The following is a 25,943-nucleotide window of genomic DNA, read 5'->3' on the forward strand; positions in this document are numbered from 1 at the left end:
GCGATTTTTCTGCCAAACAAAGCGCCATCGGCACAACATCAAATCCTTGCATGAAGAAATACCTTTTTGTTATGATTGACGGATGGCGTCTCGCAGAAAAATTCCACCCCTCAATGCGCTGGTTGCCTTCGAGGCCGCCGCCCGGCACAAGAATTACACACGCGCGGCAGAGGAGCTGTCAGTGGCTCAGCCCGCCGTGACGCGGCACATCCATAATCTTGAGATATGGATCGGTGGCCCCGTGTTTACGCGTCAAGGCAATCGAGTCGCGCTGACACCGCGCGGCCAGGAGCTCGCCGAGCTCGCGACTGCCGTGCTCGACCGGCTGGAACTGGGCCTGCAGCCGCTCGTGGGTCAGGACGAAAGTGAACTTCGTATCGGCGCGTCCTTCGGGGTGGCGCATCTTTGGCTCATGCCCCGGATCAGTGCGATGCGGGCTGCCGCCGGAACCACGATCAACTTCCTGACGTCGGACAACTACCAAAACTTCGACGATATATCAGTCGATGCCTCAATCAGGTTCGGAAATGGAGATTTCGGAAAACTCGCGAGCGATCTCTTGTTCCCCGAAACCTGTCAAATCATTGCAAGTCCGGCGTTTCTGGCTGCGCATCCGGGCTTTGATCCAGTCCGCCTGGGTGAAACAATCAATCCCACGCGCATGTTCGATCATGGTGATCCACATGGTTACGGCTGGGTGACATGGGAAACCTTTGCGGCCGAAACTGGCCAACCACTTTCGAAAAATATGCCGTTCAAGAAGGTGGAGAGCTATCCAATGATGTTGGACATGATTTGCGCCGGCGAAGGGATTGGAATTGGGATCCTAGGCTTTGAGGACGATCTGGTTGACAAAGGACAGTTGGTTCGGATCGGCCCCAAGTTTGGCCGGGAGCAAGCCGGTTATCACTTCGTCTACCCGGAGTGGGCCCTACAAAAGAAGGCGCTCAGAAAACTGAGACGGTTTTTGATAGGCGACAAATCTGAGATGGGTTTAGCGTCCACTCTTAATTGAATCTCTTCAACTCTGAGAAATTGATGACGGATTTGTGTTTGCGCCTTAATTGCCGTCAAACCCCCTGCGCCATTATCCAAGTCCTGAATACTTCAGTTGCAGGTGACGCGGTAGGCTTGGCTGGTTGAACGATGCAGTAGGCGAAGTTGGAAATGGCAATATCTGACAGCCACACAAGCTGACCGCTTTCTATCTCTGGCTCCGCAAACGCATCCTGCATCCCCAATCCATTTCCGGCGATGACCGCCTGAAGGCGGCTGTTGGCGTCCGGCAGCGAAAGTGCGTTCTTTCTCGGCGCGAATGTCAGCCCGGCGAGATCATGCCAGTCGCGCCAGGCGGCCATGCCGGATGCGTCCGGTAGGAGCGGGATTTCCCGAACGGCGTTTTCAAGGCCAAGTGCGTGGACCCGGGCTGCGGTTTCCGGGCTGGCCAATGGCCGGGTGTTGGAGTTGAACAGAACCTCAACTTCCATGTCCTCGACCGCAGGGTCGCACCAGAAGATCGACAGATCGAGGGCGGGGTTTTGCAGATCGGCCTTGGTATTGATCGGCTCAACCTGAAGCGAAATGTCGGGGTTGGCGCGGGTGAAGTCGGACAGCCTCGGGCCGAGCCACCGCGCGATGAACCAGCTATGGGCGCCGACGCACAGTGGCCTTTCAACGGTTGATTTGATCTCGTCCATCACGGCTTCGATACGGCCCAGGTGACGCGCTGCTGCCTCTTTCAGGCGCGTGCCTTCCGCTGTCAGGCGGATATGGGTGTGGCGGCGTTCGAACAGGCGCACGCCCAATTCGTCCTCAAGCTTCGCGATCTGATAGCTCACCGCGCCCTTGGACATGTTCAAGGTTTCGCCCGCTGCCGTGAAGCTCATGCGCTCGGCAACGGTACGGAAGATGTTGAGGCTGTCAAAGGATCGAAATCGCATGGCTCTGTTTAATTGAACTGAACACAGAGATCAAGAAATTGGGTTTGCCGCAGGACGGTTTGCCACTCTACCCTGAACGTAGGGAGAGACATCATGACACCTCGCGATCCGATTGCGCATTTGCCGACCCATGAGGTCATCAACATGCCGCCCCACATGGGCGATCAGGATCTTTGGGCAGATGACCGTGCGCTGAGACACTGGGCTTCGCATATGGGCGGGGCTGGTCATGCCGGTCATTTCGCGCATGTCGGACATCTGACCGGGCTGGACGAGACCTTTGAGAAGGCCAATCAGGCCAATCGGTTCGGGCCCGAGTTGCAGGCCTTTGACCGCTACGGCATGCGGATCAATGCGGTCGCGTTTCATCCCGCCTATCACGACCTCATGGATCTGGCGATTTCCAACCAGGTCCACAATTTCGCCTGGCACAACGAGGGCAACGCGGGACATCTGGGCCAGTCGGTTCTGACCTATATGTTCAGCCAGCCCGAAGGCGGCGTGATGTGCCCGATGGCAATGGCCTATTCAGTCGTGCCGTCCCTGCGCATGGCGCCCGCAGTTGCAGAGGAATGGATGCCGCGCATCCTGTCGACCGAGTATGACCGGCGCGACATCCCTGCGCACGAGAAGACTGGCGCGATGATCGGCATGTTCATGACCGAGAAACAGGGCGGATCGGACGTGCGCGCCAATTCGACGGTGGCCCGGTCTGACGGTGACGGCTACCTGCTGACCGGGCACAAGTTCTTCTGCTCGGCCCCGATGTGCGACGCGTTTCTGGTGCTCGCCAATACCGAAGGCTTGGGGCTCTCCTGTTTCCTCGTCCCGCGCTGGCGGCCCGATGGCACGCGCAACAACCTGTTCATCCAGCGGATGAAAGACAAGCTCGGCAACAAGTCCAACGCCTCAACCGAGATGGAGTTTCAGGACACTTACGGTGTTATGGTGGGCGAGGAAGGGCGCGGCATCCGCACGATCATCGAGATGGTCACGGGCAACCGGCTTTATTGCGCCATGTCCTCGGCGGGGATCATGCGCCAGGCGCTGGTACAGGCGCTGCATCACACCTCGCACCGTTCGGCCTTCCAGAAACGTCTGATCCAGCAGCCACTGATGCAGAATGTTCTGGCCGACATGGCGGTAGAAGTCGAGGCGGCGCTGGCGCTCGGGCTGCGGGTCGCAAAAGCGATGGATCAAATAGATGACCCCGCAGAGGCGGCACTGGCGCGCATCGGCACGGCAGTTGCGAAATACTGGAACACCAAGCGATGCCCCAGTCTGGTGGTCGAGGCGCTCGAATGCCATGGCGGCCCGGGCTATGTCGAAGAAAGCATCATGCCCCGGCTTTACCGCGAAGCGCCGCTCAACTCGATCTGGGAAGGGTCGGGCAATGTGATGGGGCTCGACGTGCTGCGGGCCATGGGGCGCGTGGCAGAGGCGATCCCCGCCATGATGGAAGAGTTGGAACAGGCGCGTGGAAACCATCCCAATCTTGACCGGGCAATCGACGATCTGCGCGATGAACTGGCGGACCCGGAGGGGCTGGAAGCCCGCATGCGCATGGTGACCGAGATGATGGCCCTGACCCTGCAAGGGGCGCTCTTGACCCGCCACGGCGACAGTGCCGTTGCCGAAGCCTTCTGCGCAAGCCGCCTCGCCCCACGCTATCGCGGGGCGTTCGGGACCCTGCCCAAGGGGCTCGACCTCGACGCCATCATCAGCCGCGCCCTCCCGGGCTGATCCACCCACCTAAGACCGAAAGGAGCCATGGATATGGCCGGAATGGTATTGCCCATGATCTCTAGCTGTGCGCGTTCGCCGTGGTTCAAGGCGACGCGAGAGATCACCACCGCCTATGGCGACCACGAAGGGCGGCTGACGCCCGTAACCTTTGAGCGGCCCATCGTCGAAGAGTACCGGGTGCTGCGCACCAAGGCGGGCATTTTCGACGTGCCGGAGGTTCCGCTGGAAATCCGGGGGCCGGATGCGGCGGCGTTCCTTGACCATGTGTTCACGCGGCCTGTCAGCACCATGGCCGTTGACCGGGGGCGCTATGGTCTGATGTGTCATCATGGCGGCGGCATTGCCTGCGATGGGGTGGTGTTCCGGCTGGCGGAAGACCGGTTCTGGTATGTCCATGCGGACCGCGACGTGTTCACATGGCTTCAGGCCCTAAGCCCCGGCCATGACGTGGACATCCGCGATCCGGGGGCCTGGGCGATCCAGATCCAGGGGCCGACCAGCCTTGAGATACTGGACGCCTGCGTTGATGGCGGCGCCCCGGACGGGTTCAATTATTACCACGCGCGTCAGGTCACCATGGGCGGTCAGCCGGTGCTGATCAGCCGGACGGGATGGACCGCCGAGCTGGGTTTTGAGGTCTACAATATGGACCCACATGTCGATGGCATGGCGCTTTGGTCACACCTGATGGCGGCAGGCAGGCCGCATGGGATGGAGATCCTGTCGACCTACGCCATGAACCCGCGCCGGATCGAGGCGGGGATCATGAATTACGGCACCGACATGGGGTGGGACACAACGCCTTTTGATCTGGGGCTGGGGGCCTTTGTCGATTTCGATCATGATTTCGTGGGACGGGACGCGTTGCTAGGCGCCGAACGAAGACACCGGTTTTCCGGTTTCATGACCGAGGCGAGAGACATCAAATGGGGATCGCCTGTCCAGGCGGATGGCCAGGTGGTCGGCCGTGTGAAGGCGTTCGAGCCGTCGCCAACCTTGGGCATGGGGATCGGCTATGTCCTCTTCGACACGCCCGAGGCCATGGCTGCCAACACCTTCACCGTGACGGGCCGAGATGGAACTGAACATCCGCTCGCCCTGCATGCGCTGCCGTTCTTTGACCCTGACAAACGCATCCCCCGGGGCCTTGAGGTCATGGAGTTCAAGGGATGAAAGACACCGTCTCCAGCGCTCGCCGCGAAAACCTAAAACGCCTCCTGAAACCGCGCCACATCGCTTTTGTCGGTGGCAAGGCGGTCGAGGACTGTATCAACGCCACCCGAAAATCCGGCTTTGCCGGGGACATCTGGGTCGTGCATCCGAAATACGAGGAACTGGCAGGCATCCCATGCGTGCCCAGCCTTGCCGATCTGCCCGAACCGCCGGATGCCGCCCTGATTGCCGTATCGCGGGAACGCACCGTTGACGTGGTGGCCGAGCTCAACGCTATGGGGGCTGGTGGCGCTGTTTCCATCGTCGGCGAATTTGCTGAAACGGGAGAGGACGGGGCCGCGTTACAGGCCCGGCTGATCGAGGCGGCCGGAGATCTCGCGCTTGTCGGCCCGAATTGCCTTGGGCTAATGAACATGTTCGATCGCGCTGCGGTTTGGGGCGGCGACAACGTGTTCGAGCCGGTCACCGGCGACGGCGTCGCGCTGATCAGCCAGTCGGGCTATGTCGCCTATTCGATCACCAATGTCGAAGAGGCTTTGCCGCTGGGCTATGCCATCAGCATAGGCAATCAGGCGGTGCTGAACGTCGCCGATTTCATCGAAGCCCTGCTGGATGATCCCCGGGTCCGGGCCATCGGCCTTTATCTGGAAGGGATCGTCGATGTCGCCGCGCTGAGCCGTGCGGCCTTGCGCGCGATCGACAAAGGCGTTCCGATCGTGGCTTTGAAGGCTGGCGGTACGGAGGAAAGCTCCGAGCTGACCCGTAGCCATTCGGGAACGCTCGCAGTTGCAAACGAACTATGGAGCGCGCTGTTTCGCCGCCTCGGCATTGTCGAGGCCGGGTCGCCCAAGGTCTTGGTCGAGACGCTGAAGCTTCTCGGCTCGCCCAAATTGCCAAAAGGCAACCGCGTGGTTGCCGCGGCAAATTCCGGCGGCTATGCCGCGATGATCGGCGAAAAGGGCCGCGCCGTCGGTCTGGAGTTTCCCGCGCCAAGCGATGCAGCGCAGCAAGCCTTGCGCGAAGATGTACCCGATCTGGTGTCGCTCCTGAACCCGCTCGACTGGAACCTGCCCTGGGCCAGCATGGCGCGGTCCGAGACTTCGGATGTCGGCCTGGGGCATCTGATGACAGATGAGATCGACCTCTTGGTCTATTTCATCGACTGGCCCCGTCAGAAGGATGTCGCGCAAGTGTGGTGGCCAACACTCGAAGGCCTGATCCGCCAAAATACGCGGATCGCCCAACCGGTCTTGGTCGCCAGCGTCTTCCCCGATGGGTTGCCCCCGGATTTGCGCCGCCAACTGACCGAGGCGGGCCTGATCTGCCTTCAGGGGCTGGACGACGCATTGGCGGCGATCACAGCGGCAGGCAAATACCACAGCTTGCGCCGCGCGGTTTTGGCGGACCCTGGAAACCGGGAACTGTCTGCTCCCCCACCCGAGCCCAGGTCGGTCATCCAACTTGATGAGGCAGAGGGCAAGGCAGCATTGGCAAGCCGCGGGCTTACGATCCCAAAGGGTGTGACGGGTTCGGCTGGGCAAGTGATTGCTCAGGCCGAGACACTCGGGTTTCCTCTCGCGGTCAAGCTGCTCAGCGCCGATCTGGCGCACAAGAACCACGCAGGCGCGGTGCATCTGAACGTGGGCAGCAAACCCGCGCTGGAAGACGCGATTGAAGCGATCAAAACATCCGTCAGGGCCTACGATCCGGCCTTGCCCGTCGACCGTTTTCTGATCGAACGCATGGTGGCGTCCCCCCGTGCCGAATTCATCGTCGGCGTCAGCTACAAGCCGGGATTGGGGCATGCTTTGGTCATTGGTCGCGGCGGGACGGCGGTGGAAGAGCTGAAGGATTATGCCACGTTGCTACTCCCGGCGGGTCACACGCAAATCGAGGACGCGCTTGCCGGCCTGAAGATCAGCGGCACGCTAAGGCTGTCCGATACCGAGCGAACCGTGCTTGTGACGCAGATCCAGGCAATCGCGGCATTTGCGGAACAGCACAGAAGCAGTTTGGTGGAGCTCGACGTGAATCCGATCATCCTGGACACAGACGGGCGCGCGACGGCGGTAGATGCATTACTAAGGCTTGCCCGGAAATAATCGGTCAGGCCGGGCGGATTGTCGAACTGCCCGACCACAGGCGTGCCGTCGGCGAACCGAATTTCCGCTTCGCCGTTGGTTGCGGTAGTTGCGGTTCCTAGCCGTGTGTACGCAATTTGCCGGGGTCGTAGACCGGGCTGGCGGTAATGCGGGCCGTTGTTTCCAGACCTTCGCCCAACACCATCAGCGTGGTGCCAACCGACAGGCCCGGCCGGACATGAGCCAACGCGAGGGACCTCTCCATCCGGTGCGAATAGCAGGGGCTGTTGATCACGCCAATTTCCTGACCATCCAACATAAGGGTTTCACCGCCTGCGACCATGTCCGAGTGGTCGATGTCGAGGCAAACGTTGTTGACCTTCTCGGCCCCTTTCGCGGCCATGGCCGCAGATTTGCCACGGAAATAACCCTTGGTGCTGCTCACCGTGAAGCCCAGCCCAACCTCCCATGGGGTGTTATTCTCGGTCATGTCGTAGCCGTAGAACAGCAGGCCCGCTTCGATCCGCACTTTGTCGAGCGCGGTAAAGGAACAGGGCATGACGCCTGCCTCGGCCAGCCTGTCCCAGATGTCGGTGATCACCGAGCCATCGGCAAAGATCTCGTAGCCACGTTCGCCGGAGTATCCGGTGCGCGAGATGCGGCAAGAGTGGCCGAAGAGCTTTGCTCGTGTGTGTTCGAAATAGGCCAGAGTGCTCAGGTCGATATCCGTATGCGCGTTGAGAATATCCAGCGACGCAGGCCCCTGCACAGACAGATCATGCAGATCATCGGTAAACTCGACCTGAACATCGTGCCCCTCCGCCGAAGCCTCCAAAAGCGCCATCGTGTCGCCCGACCCGTGCACGATCATCCATTCGTCACCGCCGTTGTTCGACACGATCGCATCATCGGCGATCCCGCCTTGATCGGTGAGAACACATAGGTAAGCCGCCTTTCCTGGCGCTAGTTTCGACAGATCCCGCGTGGTCAGGTGATCGAGAACCGCCTGAGCGTCTGGCCCGCGCACAAACACCTTTTTCAAAGGCGACATATCGAACATGCCCGCGCGCTCGCGAACCGCATCGTGTTCATCATTGGGATCGGTGTCATAGGTCCAGGCGGTGCCCATCCCATTCCAGTCCTCCAGCCCCGAGCCAAGCGCGGTGTGGCGTGAGGCAAGGGCGGATGTGCGGCTAAGCTCTTCGGTCATGGATGTTCCTTTCTAGTACCATTCGTCCGGCATCTGCGCCTTGCGATCCGACACGAAGTCTACGAGCGCTGCCTGAATGCCGGGTTTCATTTCGGGTTGCTGATAGTCGTTCAGCATCTGATGCCATCGCGCGGTGGCGCGCTGATCAGCGGTCAGTGCGCCATTTTCAGACCAGGTCTCGAATGGCCCGGCATCAGATATCTGTGGTTCAAAGTTCGCCGTCGTGTAGTGGCGCAGAGTGTGGCTGGTCGACAGAAAGTTCTCGCCCGGACCGGTCTCATGGTAGGCGTCCCGGCCAAAGGCCTCGTCATCGGTGTCGAAGCCCTGCAAGAGTTTCAGCATCGCGCCGCAATGGTCGAGATCCATGATGAATTTCTCATAAGACATCACTAGCCCGCCTTCGAGCCAGCCCGCCGCATGCCAGACCTGATGCGCACCAGAGAGCAGCGTTGACCACATCGCCCCGGTGCTGTCCTGCATGGCTTGCCCGTCAGGCGCGTTGGACGCGGTGATCTGTCCCCCGCCAGAACGCACCGGCACGCCAAGTCTTCGGCCCAGTTGCGTGAGCGCCATCGTGGTCATGTTCGCCTCCGGCGATCCGAATGTCAGCGCTCCCGTGCGCAGGTTCATCGTGGAGTGGAACGAGCCAAACACCACAGGACAACCGGGCCGCACAAGTTGCGCAAGGGCGATGCCGACCATGGCTTCGGCCAGCGTTTGTGCCGCCACGGCGGCTGGGGAAAGTGGCCCCATGGCGCCGGCAAAAATCGCCGGAGAGACGCAAACACACTGGCCTGCCTCAGCATAGATCCGCAGGGCCGAGGACATGGTGTCATCATAGATCAGCGGTGAATTGGCGTTGATATTGGCCTGCATCACCGCGTGGCGGTCCATGACCTCACCAAAGACGAGACGTGCCATTTCAATACTGTCGCGCGCGCGCTCAGGTGCGGTGACGGACCCCATGAAGGGTTTGGTCGAGAGCGTCAGATGCGCCAGCATCATGTCCAGATGCCGCTTGTTCACCGGGATATCTGTCGGCTCGACCACCGTTCCGCCGGAATGGTGCAGCGCAGGGGCGCTGTAGGCCAGCTTCATGAAATTGCGGAAATCCTCCAGCGTCGCATAGCGCCTGCCCTTTGTCAGATCGCTGACAAAGGGAGAGCCATATCCCGGCATCAGCACAACGTTGTCGCCGCCAAGCGTTACGGTTCTGGCCGGATCGCGGGCATACAGTTGAAACTCACTTGGGGCCGTCGCGCACAGCGCGCGAACGTGGCCCGGTTCGAACCGCACGCGTTCTCCTTCAACTTGCGCGCCCGCTTGGGAAAAGAGGTCAAGCGCCGTACTGTCCCCACGGAACTCGACACCGATCTTCTCCAATATCCAGTCCGCCTGGTCTTCGATGCGGGCCAACGCCGTTTCATCCAGCAAATCGTACGCAGGTATCTTGCGGCCGGTGAACGGCATCTTCTCGCAAGGCGCGCCGTGACCGGACAGACGACCACGGCGCGTGCTTCTGCGGCGCCCCGGTGGCGCTGACATGCCTGCATTTGCGTTCAAAGGCTCCAACACCATTTCTTCCTTTGTGGCCCTGAACGAAGATCATGTTCATAAAAGATTTTAATGAAATCGAAAATTTCTGTCCTTTGCGTATAAAAAAATTATACGCTGAGTTTATGACTCATCGCTTTCACCATCATGACTTGCTTAGGCTGTTTGCCGAGATCGCTCGCCATTCCAGCTTTTCGACGGCGGCGGCGGCTCTCAATATGACGAAAGGCGCTATCAGCTATCAGATCAAAACGCTCGAAGCTGATCTGGGGATGAGCCTGTTCCAGCGCACCACGCGCGGCGTCACTCTGACCGGAGAAGGTCTGAAACTGCTAGCGATCTGTCAAACACGATACGACGAGATCGAGGCCGAAATTCAAATGTTAAAGGGGGTCTCGACCCTCTCTCTGACAGTTGGCGTTTCGACCTATTTCGCCGCGCGCTGGCTGTCGCCACGCCTGATGACCTTCATGCAAGGCCACCCTGATGTGCAGCTTCGCATTCAGCCGATGATTGAGTTTTCTGAAGCCGAGATGCAGGGCGTGGATCTCGCAATCAGATGGGGCATCGGGAATTGGAAGGGCGGTACTGTGACACCGTTCATGCCACTACCACCCTTTCCGGTTGGCGACGCTGATGTTGCAGGGCGGGTGGAACGCCTGGGGATCAGGGAGGCGGTAACAGAACTAACACTGCTGCGTGATCGCGAAGACAGCAACGCCTGGTCTGAATGGTTGGAACGTGCGGGCCTGCCGCCGCAAGCGCGTCGAGACGTGTTGATCGTGCCGGACCCCAATGTGCGGGTTCAGGCGGTGATCAATGGCCAGGGCGTCGCTTTGATGGATGATTTGGTGGGCGACGAGTTGGTGGGAGGTAAGCTTCATCGGCTGTCGGATATCGCGCTGCCGGATTACGGCTATTTCATCGTCAGGCCAGATCGGGCAGCGACGTCGGAAGCGGCGACCACGTTCTCGGACTGGCTGCTGGACGCGGTTTCAGCCCGCAACCAGTCCAGGAAGGCTTGCGCGCCCTGAGACATCTGCCGATCTGTGAAAACGACAAAGTAACCCGCGTTTTCAACTCTGACATCGGACAATCTGACAAGCGTTCCATCGCCAAATTCGGGCCCGACCAGATCGTCCCAAAGGGCGATCCCCTGACCATCCACCACCGCCTGAACGCGGCTGTTTGAGTCCGGGATAGTCAGGCTGGACCGGCTGGGCGCGTAGGGCAGCCCCGCGGCCATGTGCCAGGCGCGCCAACCCGCATCGCCGGAGCTGTCACCCAAGAGCGGAAGCTGCCTGACCGCCTCCGGCAATCCAAGACGGCTCACCTGCTCGGCAACTGCACGGTTGGCTGTTGGCACAGCAGGCAGGGATAGAAGAAGTTCGCTTTTATGACCCTCCCAGCCGCCAATTCCCCAGAGGATGGCCATGTCAACTTTCACAGATCTCATCATGTCGACGGAGTTGAGCGGTTCGATCCGCAGGCTGATACCGGGATTGGCCTCGAAGAACCGTGTGAGCCTTGGCGACAGCCAGCGCGACGAGAAGTAGGTCAGTGCACCAATAGTCACGGCACCGGAGGCTGTGCCACGCAGGTCTTCGATTTCACGGTCGATCTGGCTCAGGGCCGTTTGGGACACATGCCACAACCTGCGCCCTTCCTCCGTCAGTTCCAGTTTGGCGTGCGCGCGCTCGAACAGGCGAAAGCCGAGCTCTGCTTCAAGCTTGCCTACCTGGTAACTGATCGACCCTTTCGACTGATGCACTTCGTCCGCCGCCTTGGTCATCGACAGATTGCGGGCAACGGCATCAAAGGTCTTGAGGGCATCGTAAGAACGAAAGCGCATGAATATTGTCTAATTTTTTCGAACGAGTTGTGCAAATCATTAGATTTGCGCCAAGGCCGCATCACAGAATATCCAAAAATTAATGCGTGGCATCCATCTGTCCTTGTTGAAGATCACCCGCAGGCGTCTAACAACTCTGAACGGTGAATTACATGACAACCGACCTTTCCCACACTCGTTTCGCGGTCAAAGCCTTTCCGAGCAAAGGCGAGCGCCCGCGCGAACTGACCCGAACAATGCCGCCCCATCCGCTGAGCTACATGGAGCTGCCTTACGATCCCGAATACACGCTCTACAATTCGCGCCTGACACCCGAGAAACTCGATACGGCCACAGATGACGAGATGTACTGGGCCGTGCGCACAAATGTCATCTTTCGCCACACTGGCGAGTTGCCGATCGAGATCAGCGGGCCGGATGCGGAAACCCTTTTGAACAAGGTGTTCACACGGAGCGTCAGCAAGGTGAAGCCGGGTCGCTGCTCCTATCAATTTGCGTGCTACCACGATGGCGGCATGATCACCGATGGGGTGCTGCTACGGTTGTCGCAGGATAGGTTCTGGATGGCGCAGGCCGACGGCGACCTGTTCAGCTGGTACAAGGCCCACGCCGAGGGGCTGGACGTGAAAATCCACGACCCCAACGTCTGGGTCAGCCAGATCCAGGGGCCGCGTTCGCTGGAATTGCTGGCTGCGGTACTGGACGGACCTATGCCCGATCCTTTCCGCTATTTCGATTGCGCTGAGGTCTCCATCGCGGGCCAGACTTGTTGGATCAGCCGCTCGGGCTTCACCAATGAATTGGGCTGGGAGGTCTACCTGCTGCCCGACACCGACATCCCGGCCATCGGCGACCGGATCATGGAGGTCGGTGCGGCATTCGGCATCCTGCTGACCGGAACGCCGGTGTTCCGCGCGCGGCGGATTGAGGCCGGGTTGCTCAACGCGGGGTCGGATTTCGGAGCCGAGACGACGCCGTTCGACGCAGGGCTTGGCGGTTTTGTCGAGTTTGACGACCGTGACTTTGTTGGCCGCAAGGCGTTGGAGGCCGCTGACCAGTCCTGCCGTACATGGGGCATGCGGGTCACCGGCGGCGTGGCGCAGCTTGGACGCGTCATGACCATTGATGGCAAAGATGTCGGCCGTGTCTGTTCCTCGGGCTATTCGCCGTATCAGGGCCGTGGTGTTTGCATCGTGCGCATGGACGACCCCGCGCAGGGTCCGGGCACAAAGGTAGACGTGCTCTGCGCCGATGGTTCCACTCAAAGCGGTGAGCTCTGCACTCTCCCGATGTATGACGCGGACCGGCTCATTCCGCGCGGCAAGCTTGTGGACATCCCGACCAAACCGATCGCGGCGGAATGACCTTCATGCCCAGCGTTTCAACAGAACGCTCTAGGAGTTGCCAACCAGAGGCGGCTTCGGCCGTCTCCACACACTTTGCTTTCTTACTATTGAGGTCGTTCTCCTCGTTGGATCTTTGCGCTGCGCTGGACGTGTTGAATGAAGCCAACCAGTTTGACCAGACGCCCAGATATTCGTGGTCTTTGTTCAGTGAAGACGGAAACGCTGTGTTGGCGTCTAACGGATTGTCCATGAATGTAGATGGCCCGATGATGCCGGTCAGCAGAAGAAGCACAGTAATCGTGCTGGGAGGTAAGGAATATGTAGGCGCATCTACTTTGCCAGTGCTGGCATGGTTGCGAAGTGTGTCCCGGAAAGGGGCGCGTATAGGCGCAATTGGGAGCGCTGTATTCACATTGGCAAAGGCTGGTGTGCGTTTGAACGGGCCAGTTTCTGCACATTGGGCGTATAGGGGGGCAATTGCCGAACATTGCCCAGATTTGGAGTTAAAGCAGAACATCTTCTCTATTGGCGAAAAAAACCTGACCTGTGCCGGTGGGGCGTCGACCCTCGACATGATGTTGCAACTGATCGCATTGACCAGTGACGGCAGAATAGCCAATTGGGTCGCAGACCGGCTTGTTTGCAGTTCCTTCAGGACTGGACAAGAGGATCAAGGGGCCGCCGAGTTCTTGCACATGCGAGAGCGCAACTCCAAGCTGGCAAAGGCTATCAGGGTAATGCAATCGCGCTTGGAAGAGCCTGTTTCAGCGCAGGAGATAGCTGTCTTAACCGGCGTCTCGATGCGTCAGCTCGAGCGCATCTTCAAGGCTCATATGGCGACCAGCCCTAAAGCATTCTATGTGAAGCTGAGGCTGGAACATGCACGGCGATTGCTTCAACAAACAGAATTGCCTCTGATCGAAATTGCGATTGCGAGCGGTTTTCAGAGCCAGTCCCATTTCTCCCGCCTTTACCGGAAGCAGTTTGGAGTTTCACCCCTTCTGGATGAGGGAATCCGGCGAATAGATGATCCTCACCCAGATGGCGACTGCTCAGAAGGAGCAAAAAAATGTACAATTTGAACCTCACCACCTCGCACTTCCCGGTACAGAATGATGCGGAAATCCGCGATATCACGGTTGGTGGGTTGCTGAGAGAGGTGGCAGCCAGCCACCCGGATGCCGTGGGAATCGTGGATGTCGCAGACAGCGGTGACTGTGGCCAGTCATGGACCTATGCGGAGATACTGGCGCGGGCCGAACGCTTGGCCCGCGCCCTCGCCACCCGGTTCGAAGCGGGTGACAGGGTCGTCGTCTGGGCACCCAATATCCCCCAGTGGATTTTCATGGAATATGCCTGCGGTCTGGCGGGGCTGGTTCTGGTCACGGCCAACCCGTCCTTTCAAGCCTCTGAGCTCAGGTATGTTCTGGAGCAATCCGGTGCTGTTGGCCTGTTCATGGTGGACGGGTTCCGAGGCAACCCGATGGCTGAGATTGCGCGCGAGGCGACGAACGGCAACATGTGCCTGCGCGAGGTCGTCAATCTGGAAGACGAGGACGCGCTCTACGCCAATGGAGAAAGGCCCGCCATCCTGCCGGACGTCCAGCCGGATGATTCCGCGCAGATCCAGTACACCTCGGGAACTACAGGATTTCCCAAGGGCGCGGTGCTCAGCCACAAGAACCTTGTGAACAACGCGCGGCTTTTCTGCGCGCGCAAGCAGGTGGGGCCGCATTCAGTCTGGGCCAATTTCATGCCGCTGTTTCACACGGCGGGCTGTGCGACGGGGGCTTTGGGGTGCCTTCAGGCCTCTGCCAAGATGCTGTTGATCAAGCGGTTCGACGCGGATGTCTTTGCGCGATTGATCGAGGAACAGGGCGTCACAACCTGTTTCGCCGTTCCCACCATGCTGTTCAATCTGCTGGAATCGCTGGATAGAACCCCACGCGACATGTCCTCGCTTGAGGTCATCACGACGGGCGGCGCGCCGGTGCCACCCGATCTGGTCCGCCGGGTGCGGGACCGTCTGGGCTGTCATCTGCTCAGCGCTTTCGGGCAGACGGAGCACAGCCCGATGATCTGCCTGAACCCTGTCGAGGCAACACTGGAGCAGATCGTGGAAACCGCAGGTCCACCCTTGCCGCAGACCGAAGTTTCAATCCTCTCCCCTGAAGACAATCGGGTGCTTCCAATTGGTGAAGTTGGCGAGATTTGCGCGCGGTCCTACGCCGTGATGATCGGCTATAATGACAACCCCGAAGCCACCGCCGCCGCCATCGATGCAGACGGTTGGCTGCATACTGGCGACTTGGGCACGATGGATGCCCAGGGGTTCGTGCGGGTGACCGGACGCGTGAAGGACATGATCATCCGCGGCGGTGAAAACCATTTCCCGGCCGAGATCGAAGCGGTGTTGGTGACCCACCCGAGCGTCGCTCAGGTGGCCGTAGTTGGCTTGCCCGACGAGAAATGGGGAGAGGTGATCGCGGCATTCTTCCTGTCCGACCACCCGCTCGACGTGGCTGATTTACGCTCCCACTGCCGGACGCATCTGTCCGCTCAGAAAACGCCATCGGTCTGGGTGCTTGTGCCGGACTTCCCACTGACAGGCTCCGGCAAAGTGCAGAAATTCGCCATTCGTGAGAAGTTCCTCGCAGGTAACTACGGAGAGGTTCTGCAATGAGCGTGCGAATTGAAAAGGACGGCCCCGTCTGGACCGTTATCCATTCCCGTCCAGAGGCACGAAATGCCATGGACCCCGAAAGCGCCGTGGCACTCTTTGAGGCGTTCCAGTCGTTTGACGCGGACGATACCGCCAGCGTTGCCGTGTTCTGGGGCGAAGGCGGTGCCTTTTGCGCCGGGTGGGATTTGAAGCATGCAGCCTCGCTTGCCGGGGCCGAGGCGCTTGATCCGTTCGACTTTCCCGATGAGGGAGAGACGCCCCAAGAATCGGGGATGGCGGCCATGGGACCCAGCCGCTTGGAGCTCAGCAAACCGGTGATCGCCGCTGTGGCGGGGCCTGCCGTGGCCGGTGGCGTGGAACTGGCGCTTTGGTGCGATATCCGGGTGATGGAAGAAACCGCCTTCATGGGGGTCTACTGCCGCCGTTGGGGCATTCCGCTGATCGATGGCGGCACGGTACGCCTGCCGCGTCTGGTGGGCGAAGGTCGCGCGATGGACCTGATCCTCACCGGTCGCCGTGTGGATGCAGACGAGGCTCTGCGGATCGGGTTGTGCGAATACGTCGTGCCGGAAGGCGACGCGCGAACCAAAGCCGAAGCACTTGCTCATGACATCGCCCGTTTCCCACAAAGCTGCATGCGCGCCGATCGCCGCTCTGTGCGGGCGCAGCACGGGCTTTCGATGCGCGACGCTCTTCGACAGGAATGGCGTGGCAGCAAGGCAGAGGTGACGAAAGGTGTCGAAGGTGCCACCCGCTTCGCCAGCGGCAAGGGTCGAGGGGGCGATTTCAGCGATGTATGAGCTGAGCCTCACCACCTCCCATGTCGCGGCCCAGTCCGACATGGAGACACGCGAGATCACCATTGGTGCATTGCTGCGCGAGGTCGCTGCGGCGCGACCGGAGGCGGAGGCCTTGGTCGAAGTCAGGCGGGACGGTACAGAAGGACGCCGCTGGACCTATGCGGGACTGTTGGCCGACGCCGAGCGGCTGGCCATGGCGTTCTCCACCCGTTTCGACCCCGGTGAGCGCATTGTCGTCTGGTCGCCAAACAGTCCCGAATGGGTCCTGATGGAATATGCCTGTGCGCTGTCCGGACTGGTGCTGGTGACTGCAAACCCGGCCTTTCAGGCGCGGGAATTGGCCTATGTTCTGGAGCAATCCGGCGCGGTCGCCCTGTTCCTTGTCGAGGAGTTTCGCGGCAACCCGATGGGCCGGATTGGAGCTGAGGTCGCGGCGAACATCCCATCGGTGCGCGAAGTCACGGACATGGAAAGCGCAGCGCTTTACGCGGAAGGGGCCCGCCCGCCTGCTTTGCCCGAAGTCGCCCCGGGCGACGCGGCGATGATCCAATATACGTCCGGCACCACCGGCTTTCCCAAAGGGGCGGTGCTGAACCATTGCGGCCTGGTCAACAACGCCCGGTTCTACGCGGGTCGCTGCGGCGCGACCAAGGCGACCACCTGGGTCAACATCATGCCGATGTTTCACACCTCGGGCTGCGGTATGGTCACGCTTGGATGCCTTCAGGCGGGGTGCCGCATGGTGCTGATCAGCCTGTTTGACCCGGACGTCGTGCTTGACCAGTTGGAAGCGAGCGGCGCTGACATCATCCTTGGCGTGCCGACCATGGTGGTAGCCTTGCTCGATGCACAAGAGGCGCGTCCACGAGACCTGTCGGCCCTGAAGCTCGTCAGCTGTGGCGGTTCGATGGTTGCCCCCGAACTGGTGCGCCGGGTGCAGAACCTGATGGGGGCCGGATTTTCGACGCTCTATGGCCAGACCGAGCATTGTCCGGTGATCACGCAGCATCATCTGGACGACAGCATCGACGACATCTGTAATACGGCTGGCCAGCCGGTGGCTCAGACCGAGGTTTCGATCCGCAGTGTTGATGACAATAGCGCTGTCGCCGTCGGAGAGGTCGGGGAAATCTGTGCCCGCGGCCCCTGCGTCATGCTGGAATACAACGACAACCCCAAGGCCACGTCCGAGACCGTCGACGCGATGGGTTGGCTGCACACCGGCGATCTGGGCCGGATGGATGCGCGCGGCTACGTCACCGTGACGGGACGGGTCAAGGAAATGATCATCCGCGGCGGCGAGAACCATTTCCCGGCCGAGATCGAGAACTGCCTGTTGGAACATGGCTGCGTGGCCGAGGTCGCCGTTGTCGGCCTGCCGGACCCGAAGTGGGGCGAGGTCATCGGCGCGTTCATCCGCGGCACGGGACCGCTCGACAAGGCCGCGCTGCATGCCCATTGCCGCGCAAACATGTCCCCGCAGAAAACCCCGAACGTCTGGGTGCAGGTCGAGGACTTCCCCCTGACCGGCTCGGGCAAAATCCAGAAATTCGTTCTCCGCGATCGTTTCGTCGCCGGGGAATTCACTGAACTCTGAACAACAGGACTCGCCATGCAAGACGCCACACAACATTACATCAATGGACAATGGGTCGCTTCGATAGACGGTCGGGAAATGGCCGTGGAAGACCCCTCGACGGAAGAGAAGATCGCCACGATCACTTTGGGTGGCGTCGCGGATGCCGACGCGGCCGTCGCCGCAGCCAAGAGTGCATTCCCGGCCTGGGCGGCTACCAACCCCGAAGAACGGGTCGCCGCACTGGAGCGGTTGATGGAGTTCTACAAGTCTCGGGCCGAAGACATGGCGCAGGCCATCAGCTTTGAGATGGGTGCACCTATCGCACTTGCAAAGACGGCACAGGTCGGCGCCGGGGCCGGGCACCTCAAGAACACCATCCGGGCGGCAAGGAAGTTTGCCTTTGAACGTCCCCTGGGGGATCACGCACCCGGCGACATGATCCTATACGAGCCGGTGGGTGTCTGTGCCCTGATCACCCCATGGAACTGGCCGATGAACCAGGTGATGCTGAAGGTCGCCCCGGCCCTAGCGGCAGGGTGCACGGTGGTGCTCAAACCCTCTGAACTCTCGCCACTCAGCGCCATTCTGCTGGCCGAAATGATTGACGAAGCAGGTTTCCCGCCCGGCGTGTTCAACCTTGTGAACGGTGATGGTGCAGGCGTTGGCGCACATCTCACGTCGCACCCGGACGTGGACATGGTCAGCTTCACCGGGTCAACCCGCGCTGGTGTGGCGATCAGCAAGGCGGCAGCGGAGACCGTCAAGCGCGTCAGCCTCGAACTGGGCGGCAAGGGGGCCAATATCATCTTCGCCGATGCAGATGAAAAGGCCGTCACACGCGGCGTGCGCCACTGCTTCAACAATTCGGGCCAGTCCTGCAACGCGCCGACCCGGATGCTCGTGGAGCGCTCGATCTACGACCAGGCCGTTGAAACCGCCCGTACTGTGGCCGAGAAAACGGAGGTCGGACCGGCGGACATCGAAGGCCGCCAGATCGGCCCGGTCGTGTCTGAAACACAGTTCAATAAGATCCAGTATCTGATCAAGGGCGGGATTGATGAAGGCGCGACATTGGTCACAGGTGGCCTTGGCCGCCCCGATGGGTTGAACCGCGGTCACTTCGTGCGCCCCACGATCTTTGCCGACGTCACGCCGGACATGACGATCTGGAAGGAAGAAATCTTTGGGCCAGTCCTGGGTATTTCGCCCTTCGATTCTGAAGAGGAGGCGATCGCCTTGGCGAACGATACGCCCTATGGCCTGACGAACTACGTCCAGACTACGGACAAGTCCCGCGCACGCCGGGTCGCGCGTCAGCTGCGGTCTGGTATGATCGAGATGAACGGCAAGTTCGGCGGTGCCGGGTCGCCTTTCGGCGGCATGAAGCAGTCTGGTAATGGCCGAGAAGGTGGTGTCTGGGGTCTTGAGGAGTTCCTGGAGGTTAAAGCGGTCAGCGATTGGGAGTAGGCATGGCAAAAGTTCTGTTTGAAAAAGAAGGCCGGATCGGGCGGATCACTCTGAACCGACCCGAAGTGATGAATGCCATCGACGATGATCTGCCGCACGAATTGGCGGCGGCGGTGGCAGAAGCCGACCATGACCGAGACATCCACGTGATGGTCCTGTCCGGCGCAGGAAAGGCCTTTTGCGCAGGCTACGACCTGGCCCACTACGCGTCAGGCGCAGGCCCCAACAAGGTGGTGCAGGACATGCCCTGGGACCCGATGCAGGATTTCCAGTTCATGTGGGCCAACACGCAGGCCTTCATGTCGCTCTTCCGGGCGATGAAGCCGGTGATCTGCAAGGTGCATGGCTTTGCCGTCGCGGGTGGATCGGACATCGCGCTCTGTGCCGATCTGACCGTCATGGGCGACGCAGCACAGATTGGCTACATGCCCACACGCGTCTGGGGCTGCCCGACAACCGCAATGTGGGTGCATCGGCTCGGACCTGAAAAGGCCAAGCGGATGATGTTCACGGGTGACAAGATCAGCGGGGTTGAGGCTGCCGAGATGGGGCTGGTGCTAAAATCCGTGCCTGACGATCAGCTCGATGACGAGGTCGAAGCTCTCGCCGCCAGGATGGCATCCGTGCCGATCAATCAACTGGCCATGCAGAAGATGGTGATCAATTCAGCCGTTGAGGAGAAAGTCAACCAGACGCAGCGCCTTGCCACCGTTTTCGACGGCATTACCCGCCATTCACCCGAGGGCATGAACTTCAAAGCCCGCGTGGAGCAAGTCGGCTGGAAACAGGCGGTGCAGGAACGGGATGAAGGCACGTTTGACTGGACTCGAAACAAAATCGTCGACTGACAAGCGTGCGAAGCATCTTTGTGGACTCACGTTGAAGCGCAATTTCTGATTTGTTCTTTTACGTCGGCCGGTTCTGTTTTTCCATCAGCTTGCTTTCGAAGACTTCGACTGGCGTCCGATATCCGAGGCACTTGCGTGGCGTGGAATTGAGGCGCTGGCAATCAGCGCGCGTTGGCCATAACGCAGTCGCTTGTACAAAATGCTCTGAACCATCGCCTCGAGCCGAAATTAGACGGCGAGTTGGCCCGGCGGAAAGCTGGAGCTCATTCCGGAAGCGAGACATGATGTTCTTTATGAGACGCCAAAGGTTCGGGAGCACGTCTTGTCTAAGATTTACGAGCTTTTCTCGGCATCGACAGAGGAAAAACCGGGAGCATCCAGCAATTCGAGTAGGGATGCATTGGTCTAGGACCAATCATCTGGAAGCACTCTTTCGTCTGGAAAAGGTATGTTTCCTGAATAGCCCAAAGTCGGATCGCCCCAGAACAGCCGTTGGTGGATCAGACAGCGAAGAATGAAGATGAGCCCAACTCGGCCATCGTGATTTCTCGCAGCGCGCGCACGCAGAACCAGATTTTCTGCACAGGCGCGAAGATCCGTGATGCAACGCAGCGGAAGAAACGGTCATTCGTGCAGACCGCAGCGGGGCTCAGGTGTCGAATTCACAGGTCGCGCAACCTATCGGTCGTTCACGATGAAAACATAAATGACCGATTCCATTGTAGAAGGGTGGACCAAAGACAACTCGCGAACGCGGCGCGATTCCCGTCACTTTGGATTGCGATGTCAGCTCACCTTTGTGGGGAATCCAATCGTCTTGCCACTGTCGCCCTTGAAGAGCCATATCAGTCGCGGAAGAGAGCGCACCAGATGGTCGCTTAGCGCGCGGACGCGGGCGTTGTCGCGCAGTTCGGCGTGCCGCAGCAGCCAAAGATCCTGACGTGGAACGAACTCTGGCTCGGTGATGCGAGCCAACTCCGGGTCGGGATCGCACAGAAGACAGGGCAACAGAACCATTCCGATGCCTGCCCGACAGGCGATCTGTTGCGTTCGCATGTCACTGATTCGCATGGTAGTCGGGTGCTTTGCGAAAGGCGTACTTTTCTTCCAGGCTTCGGATGCCCCCTTGGGACTGAAACTGATCCACCCGATATCGTCGAACGGTTGGCCGTCGCGTAATTTATCCACAACAGCCTTCGACAGGTAAACTGCGCGGGCGGTTTGGGTCAGTTTCCGGCCGATGAGATGATCATCAGGGCTGTTTCCGAACCGCATCGCCAAATCGGCATCCCGTCTGTCAAGATCGGAGAGCGAGGCGCTGGTGATCACACGCAGGTCGATATCGGGATGAGCTTGACGGAACTCTTCAAGGATTTCCAGTACTGGACCGACCGCCAGAACATCTCCCATTGAAAGTGTGACCGGCCCGGAAATCTCGCGGCTGATCCCGAAAGTCCGCCGATCCAGCGTGGCGATTTCGTTCTCGATGGTCGTGGCGGTCGCCAGCATCTCCTGGCCCGTCTGAGAAAGTTCGAGCTTCCCACCTTTCCGCTGATAGAGCGGCGCCCCGGCAAGGGCGCTCATTGCGTCCAACTTGCGTGCAATAGTCGAGTGGCTGATCCCGAGGGCGGCGCTGGCGGCGCGGGTGGACCCGCTTCGCACGAACAGCAGAAACAGCTTCAGATCGCTCCAGTCCATTTGTCTCACTTGTGCACCAGCATGTATCATCTAAGCAGATTGTGTCTCAAGCATGTGACTACTAGGTTTTCGTCGCCCGGGCAACATAGCCCGGGAACACCCCCTCGGACGCCTTCAATGGCGCGGCTCTGGGGGGCGGAAAAGTGAAAGACCTAGGAGACGTAAAATGACATATATTCTTGTCGATATTCTTCCGTTTAAGGAAGGCAAAACCATCGAAGACGCGCTGGCGTATTTTGAGAAAGTCCGCCCGGCGATGGAACGCAATGGACTGCGGCGCGTTGATGCCCCACTTCGGGCGCTCAAGTCGCTGCGAGGGGCGCAACAGGCTGACCTCGTCAACTTGTTCGAGACCGACGATCCCGAAACCTCGATGCAGGGAATGGCTGGCGACGCCGAGTATCAGTCGCATGTTGCGCTGCGCGACTCGATCTTCGATCTGGAAGACGCATCCATCATTCTAACGATAAAGCAGGCCTGACGTACTCGGGTCCTGCACCCAAGCGCATTGGTGTTTTCGTTCGCAGCTACGCACCTCCAAAATCTCAAGGAAAAACAATGAAACTCACTTCAAACATTCTGGCTTTGGCCGGAACGATGGCGCTCGCCTCGCTGCCAGTTGCCGCAACATCTGAGCCCGCAAGTCTCCCAATCCCCGTTGTATCGGAAGAACTGACGTTTGCCGCACAAAGCGTCGACGTTCTGTCTTCCTCGATGTCGTATATCGAAACTGGTTCCGGGGATCCGGTGCTCTTTGTGCATGGCAACCCGACCTCCAGCTATCTCTGGCGCAATGTCATGCCCTACGTGGCCGACACGCATCGCGCCATCGCAGTCGATCTGATCGGGATGGGCGCGTCGGGCAAACCAGGCATCGACTATACATTCGCCGATCACGCCCGCTTCCTCGATGCTTTTGTCGCCGAAATGGATCTGACCAACATCACGCTTGTCGGGCATGACTGGGGTGCGGCACTGGCGTGGGATTTTGCCCGTCGCAATCCCGATCTCGTGGTCAGGCTGGCCTTTATGGAAGGCGTTCTTCCGCCTGCAATGCCCCAGCCGAGCTACGAGGCCATGGGCGAAGAGATGGGCGGCATGTTCCGCGCCCTTCAGGATGAGGAACAGGGATATACGATGGTCATGGAGGGAAATTTCTTCGTGGAAGGCATCCTGCCCATGATGGTCAACCGCACCTTGGGCGAGCAAGCAATGCAGGCCTATGGTGCGCCCTATGGCACTGTCGAAAGCCGCCTGCCCACCTGGATGTGGCCGCGCGAGGTCCCGATCGGAGGAAATCCCGCGGAGAATGTTCAGCTGATGGCCGACATTCAGTCATTCATGGGCGAGACCGAGATGCCCGTTCTGCTGACCTACGCGGAACCGGGCATTCTGGTGCCGCCACAGGCCGTGCCTTTTTACAGCAACCTCATCGAAGATCTGGAAACTGTATTCATCGGTCAGGGCCTGCATTTCATTCAGGAAGACCAGCCGGTCGCAATCGGCCGCGCAATCGCGGACTGGCTGCGCCGCAACTGAGGCCGTCGGAGAGCGGGCGCTTGTCCCGCTCTCCAAACGTCAAACCACCAAACAAAAAGTGAGACCAAGATGACCAAGTTTTTCCACTTGCCCGCCAGCTGCTCTTCAGCAGTTCACGCAGCACTGACAATCACACAAACTCCGTTTGAGCTCGAAATCGTCGATCTTGGCAACAAGTCCGAGGCATTTGAGAAGGCCAACCCGCTTGGAAAAGTACCAGCGCTACTGGACGATGGCGGCGCAGCGTTTGAGGGGGGCGCCATCAACCTGTGGCTTGCCGCCAAGAACCCAGAGGCGGGTCTGATGCCGGAGCTTTCTTCCCTTGAAGGCCGTGAAGCTCTGAAATGGTTGTTCTTCGGCTACGCAACCATTCACCCGATTTGGATTAGGCTGTTCTTTCCGCAGCGAATGGCGGGCGAAGAAGATCTCGCAGCGGTGTCCGCGCTGGCCGAGGCTGACTTGATGAAGAACTACGGCATATTGGACGAGGCCCTTCAGGATCGCGATTTTCTCGCGGGCGATAGAATGAGCCTAGCCGATTTATACGTAGCCTCGACACTCCACTGGGAGGCAAAGGTCGACGGTAAGATCACGCGAACTTATCCGAGGCTTGCACAATTGAAGCAGCGCGTTCTGGACGTTCCGGCCGTGACCAAGGCCTTCGCCGGAGAAATCACCTAGGCCACACAGAGCTATAAAGTCACCGCAAGGCGCACAGCTGGCATTCGTGCGCCTTGCAGAATTCGTCAAAAAGGGCTCAGAACGGCCTAGTGCTCATGCCGCAATGCCGGTGTGGAAGCCTGGTAGAGACCGGTCATCCATCGATCGGGCCAAGTCCTTGATCTTGTGCCGCGTCATTGAATGCGCGGTCGTAGGCAAATCAAGAACGGTAGTTCACACTTCGGGCGGCGAAATCTGACTGCGAGCCCTACTCAGTCATTCCAATTTCGTGCTGCGTGCGCTCGCAACGCAAAAGTCGCTGCGGACTCGCTGTTTGGCGTGCTGCGACGCGGCGGAAAATCGGCCATTCATCTGTCCTGCGGCGAGGGTACCATCGCAAACTTACTGGCCGTGGGCGAAGGCGATGTCCCATGCGAACCTCAAAGCTGGACCTCAGACCTCATCTTTCTGAATAGAGCGCTGAAACAACTGTATTCGACATCTTCGACCACGATGTGCGGCATTTCCGCGTCAAGAAGTCGTCGTTTATCAACCATGTGACAATCGAGAATTTAGAGATGTACCGGTCGCGGTGATTGCTATCCTTTGACCCACAAAAGCCGGGAGCGCTTTCAACCCAAAGCGAATGTTTGGGATACGCTCAGCCAAAGGCTTTCAAATAGTCCGAAACATGAATTCCGAACCGGCGTTTGAACGCACGGCGCATTCTTTGAACATCGCCAAAGCCGCTTTCTGAAGCCACTTGTTTTTGCGGTAGGTTGTCTTCCAAAAGCCCGCGCGCATGATCGACGCGAATGCGCTCGACGAATTGTGCGGGTGTTTCTTGCAAATCCCGTTTGAAATGTCGCGACAAGGTGCGTGGATTGAGGCCGGCTTCATTGGCCAAGTCATCCAGCGTCCAGTCCTGATGTGGCTGAGAAACAACTTTCTCGATGACACGGGAGAGCGTGTCTCCCCGGGAAAACTGACCCGCCAAGTGAATGGCATATTGGCTCTGACCTCCGGTGCGACGCAATTGGACAACCAACTCTCGCGCGACCGATAAGGCAGCCGAGGGCCCGCAATCCCGCCGGATGATATCCAGCGCAAGGTCAATTCCGGTTGTCACCCCTGCGGAGGTGAAGATACGCCCGTCCGACACATTGATCTTGTCGAGGTCCCAATCAACTTCGGGGTACTCCTGAACATCCTCGCTACGTGACCAATGGGTTGTTGCTGAACGATCATCCAAGACGCCGGCAGCGGCCAGAAGAAGTGCGCCGGAACAGACGGAAATCAGCCGGCCGTCGCCACGTCTGGCCGCGCGGTTTTGTATGGCGGTCCGAATGGCCACATTGCTGATCAGGGCGTCCACACCCGCACCGCCTGGAATCAAAAAATCATCTGATTTCGACCCATCGAGGAGTCTGCCATTGGGTGTCAACTCCAAGCCGCACGACGCGCGCACGGATTTGCCGTCGGGGCTCACATATGAAATTTCATAACAGCGATGCCCCTCAAGTCGTGCGGTCTCGAGTGCCTGAACAGGGCCGGAAACGTCCAGCAGGTTCACCTCGTCATAAAGCAAGACCTCTACCGATCGCATCATAGCACCTTGTCCTTTTTTGACGCTTGAATGACATTTTAGACAAGTGGTTTTGCATCTAAAAGATCCTGTGTCAATCAAGCTGAACGGGATTTTCTGATGGTGGCTACTGCAATACCGCGCAACGGAGCGTTTGTGTTCCTGCTGGCTGCAAACACAAC

At 59.4% G+C, this 25,943-nt stretch carries 21 protein-coding genes and 1 pseudogene; 15 read left to right on the forward strand and 7 right to left on the reverse strand.

From position 1 onward, the window contains the following. The first annotated feature begins 82 nt into the window (after window positions 1–82). On the forward strand, window positions 83–1,015 hold the full coding sequence (locus ACR0KC_RS15625) for a LysR family transcriptional regulator (RefSeq protein WP_480791375.1): 933 nt from the start codon (window positions 83–85) through the stop codon (window positions 1,013–1,015). A gap of 55 nt (window positions 1,016–1,070) precedes the next feature. Here the strand turns inward: ACR0KC_RS15625 and ACR0KC_RS15630 are convergent, their stop codons facing one another. After that, window positions 1,071–1,940: a LysR family transcriptional regulator gene (locus ACR0KC_RS15630; RefSeq protein ID WP_480791374.1), complete on the reverse strand. Its 870-nt coding sequence runs from the start codon at window positions 1,938–1,940 to the stop codon at window positions 1,071–1,073. A gap of 93 nt (window positions 1,941–2,033) precedes the next feature. Between ACR0KC_RS15630 and ACR0KC_RS15635 the strand changes: the two genes are divergently transcribed. From ACR0KC_RS15635 to ACR0KC_RS15645, 3 genes are read left to right on the forward strand one after another with little or no spacing between them, the layout of a single operon-like run. Continuing rightward, entirely contained in the window at window positions 2,034–3,683 is a 1,650-nt protein-coding gene (locus tag ACR0KC_RS15635) for an acyl-CoA dehydrogenase family protein (protein WP_480791373.1), read from the forward strand. 33 nt (window positions 3,684–3,716) lie between these two features. Next, complete coding sequence (locus ACR0KC_RS15640) at window positions 3,717–4,859, forward strand: aminomethyl transferase family protein (protein WP_480791372.1); 1,143 nt, start codon at window positions 3,717–3,719, stop codon at window positions 4,857–4,859. Continuing rightward, window positions 4,856–6,961: an acetate--CoA ligase family protein gene (locus ACR0KC_RS15645; RefSeq protein ID WP_480791371.1), complete on the forward strand. Its 2,106-nt coding sequence runs from the start codon at window positions 4,856–4,858 to the stop codon at window positions 6,959–6,961. The genes ACR0KC_RS15640 and ACR0KC_RS15645 overlap by 4 nt, the downstream gene beginning before the upstream one ends. Window positions 6,962–7,058: 97 nt before the next feature. On the opposite strand, the gene ACR0KC_RS15650 is transcribed toward ACR0KC_RS15645, so the two are convergent. Further along, window positions 7,059–8,150 (reverse strand): aminomethyl transferase family protein, encoded by a 1,092-nt coding sequence (locus ACR0KC_RS15650; protein ID WP_480791370.1) that lies wholly within the window; start codon window positions 8,148–8,150, stop codon window positions 7,059–7,061. 12 nt (window positions 8,151–8,162) lie between these two features. After that, the gene (locus ACR0KC_RS15655; RefSeq protein WP_480791369.1) at window positions 8,163–9,725 is read right to left on the reverse strand and encodes a trimethylamine methyltransferase family protein; all 1,563 of its coding nucleotides are present in this window, start codon (window positions 9,723–9,725) and stop codon (window positions 8,163–8,165) included. A 104-nt stretch (window positions 9,726–9,829) separates the two neighbouring features. Between ACR0KC_RS15655 and ACR0KC_RS15660 the strand changes: the two genes are divergently transcribed. After that, a complete protein-coding gene (locus tag ACR0KC_RS15660) occupies window positions 9,830–10,738 on the forward strand; it encodes a LysR substrate-binding domain-containing protein (protein WP_480791368.1) in 909 nt (302 codons plus the stop codon). On the opposite strand, the gene ACR0KC_RS15665 is transcribed toward ACR0KC_RS15660, so the two are convergent. Next, window positions 10,621–11,556 carry a LysR substrate-binding domain-containing protein gene (locus ACR0KC_RS15665; protein WP_480791367.1) on the reverse strand — a complete coding sequence of 312 codons (936 nt, stop codon included), beginning with the start codon at window positions 11,554–11,556 and terminating at the stop codon, window positions 10,621–10,623. The genes ACR0KC_RS15660 and ACR0KC_RS15665 overlap by 118 nt on opposite strands. 152 nt (window positions 11,557–11,708) lie before the next feature. On the opposite strand from ACR0KC_RS15665, the gene ACR0KC_RS15670 reads away from it, so the two are divergent. The 7 genes from ACR0KC_RS15670 to ACR0KC_RS15700 are packed head-to-tail and all read left to right on the forward strand — an operon-like array spanning window position 11,709 to window position 20,279. Continuing rightward, the gene (locus ACR0KC_RS15670) at window positions 11,709–12,920 is read left to right on the forward strand and encodes an aminomethyl transferase family protein (RefSeq protein ID WP_480791366.1); all 1,212 of its coding nucleotides are present in this window, start codon (window positions 11,709–11,711) and stop codon (window positions 12,918–12,920) included. Continuing rightward, entirely contained in the window at window positions 12,917–13,984 is a 1,068-nt protein-coding gene (locus tag ACR0KC_RS15675) for a GlxA family transcriptional regulator (protein ID WP_480791365.1), read from the forward strand. Before ACR0KC_RS15670 ends, ACR0KC_RS15675 begins: the two co-directional genes overlap by 4 nt. Continuing rightward, window positions 13,972–15,585 (forward strand): class I adenylate-forming enzyme family protein, encoded by a 1,614-nt coding sequence (locus ACR0KC_RS15680; RefSeq protein WP_480791364.1) that lies wholly within the window; start codon window positions 13,972–13,974, stop codon window positions 15,583–15,585. Before ACR0KC_RS15675 ends, ACR0KC_RS15680 begins: the two co-directional genes overlap by 13 nt. Beyond that, window positions 15,582–16,385, forward strand: a complete 804-nt coding sequence (locus ACR0KC_RS15685) for a crotonase/enoyl-CoA hydratase family protein (protein ID WP_480791363.1) — start codon at window positions 15,582–15,584, stop codon at window positions 16,383–16,385. Before ACR0KC_RS15680 ends, ACR0KC_RS15685 begins: the two co-directional genes overlap by 4 nt. Beyond that, the gene (locus tag ACR0KC_RS15690; RefSeq protein ID WP_480791362.1) at window positions 16,330–17,982 is read left to right on the forward strand and encodes a class I adenylate-forming enzyme family protein; all 1,653 of its coding nucleotides are present in this window, start codon (window positions 16,330–16,332) and stop codon (window positions 17,980–17,982) included. The genes ACR0KC_RS15685 and ACR0KC_RS15690 overlap by 56 nt, the downstream gene beginning before the upstream one ends. Window positions 17,983–17,997: 15 nt before the next feature. Then, window positions 17,998–19,431, forward strand: a complete 1,434-nt coding sequence (locus ACR0KC_RS15695; protein WP_480791361.1) for an aldehyde dehydrogenase family protein — start codon at window positions 17,998–18,000, stop codon at window positions 19,429–19,431. Window positions 19,432–19,433: 2 nt separating this feature from the next. Continuing rightward, window positions 19,434–20,279, forward strand: a complete 846-nt coding sequence (locus ACR0KC_RS15700; protein ID WP_480791360.1) for a crotonase/enoyl-CoA hydratase family protein — start codon at window positions 19,434–19,436, stop codon at window positions 20,277–20,279. 58 nt (window positions 20,280–20,337) lie between these two features. On the opposite strand, the pseudogene ACR0KC_RS15705 reads toward ACR0KC_RS15700, so the two are convergent. Together ACR0KC_RS15705 and ACR0KC_RS15710 are read right to left on the reverse strand one after the other, a co-directional pair. Then, window positions 20,338–20,448: pseudogene (locus tag ACR0KC_RS15705) on the reverse strand (IS30 family transposase); the annotation flags it as partial. Between the two features lie 617 nt (window positions 20,449–21,065). After that, complete coding sequence (locus tag ACR0KC_RS15710; protein WP_480791359.1) at window positions 21,066–21,977, reverse strand: LysR family transcriptional regulator; 912 nt, start codon at window positions 21,975–21,977, stop codon at window positions 21,066–21,068. Window positions 21,978–22,143: 166 nt separating this feature from the next. Here ACR0KC_RS15710 and ACR0KC_RS15715 point away from each other — a divergent pair, with 166 nt between their 5' ends. The 3 genes from ACR0KC_RS15715 (at window position 22,144) to ACR0KC_RS15725 (ending at window position 24,197) form a co-directional block, all read left to right on the forward strand. Continuing rightward, entirely contained in the window at window positions 22,144–22,458 is a 315-nt protein-coding gene (locus tag ACR0KC_RS15715; protein ID WP_480791358.1) for a hypothetical protein, read from the forward strand. 77 nt (window positions 22,459–22,535) lie between these two features. Next, window positions 22,536–23,516, forward strand: a complete 981-nt coding sequence (locus ACR0KC_RS15720) for a haloalkane dehalogenase (protein WP_480791357.1) — start codon at window positions 22,536–22,538, stop codon at window positions 23,514–23,516. A 69-nt stretch (window positions 23,517–23,585) separates the two neighbouring features. Further along, entirely contained in the window at window positions 23,586–24,197 is a 612-nt protein-coding gene (locus ACR0KC_RS15725; protein WP_480791356.1) for a glutathione S-transferase family protein, read from the forward strand. 640 nt (window positions 24,198–24,837) lie between these two features. On the opposite strand, the gene ACR0KC_RS15730 is transcribed toward ACR0KC_RS15725, so the two are convergent. Next, complete coding sequence (locus ACR0KC_RS15730) at window positions 24,838–25,785, reverse strand: GlxA family transcriptional regulator (protein WP_480791355.1); 948 nt, start codon at window positions 25,783–25,785, stop codon at window positions 24,838–24,840. Between the last annotated feature and the right edge of the window lie 158 nt (window positions 25,786–25,943).

It is taken from the genome of Ruegeria sp. CF3 (assembly GCF_056537365.1).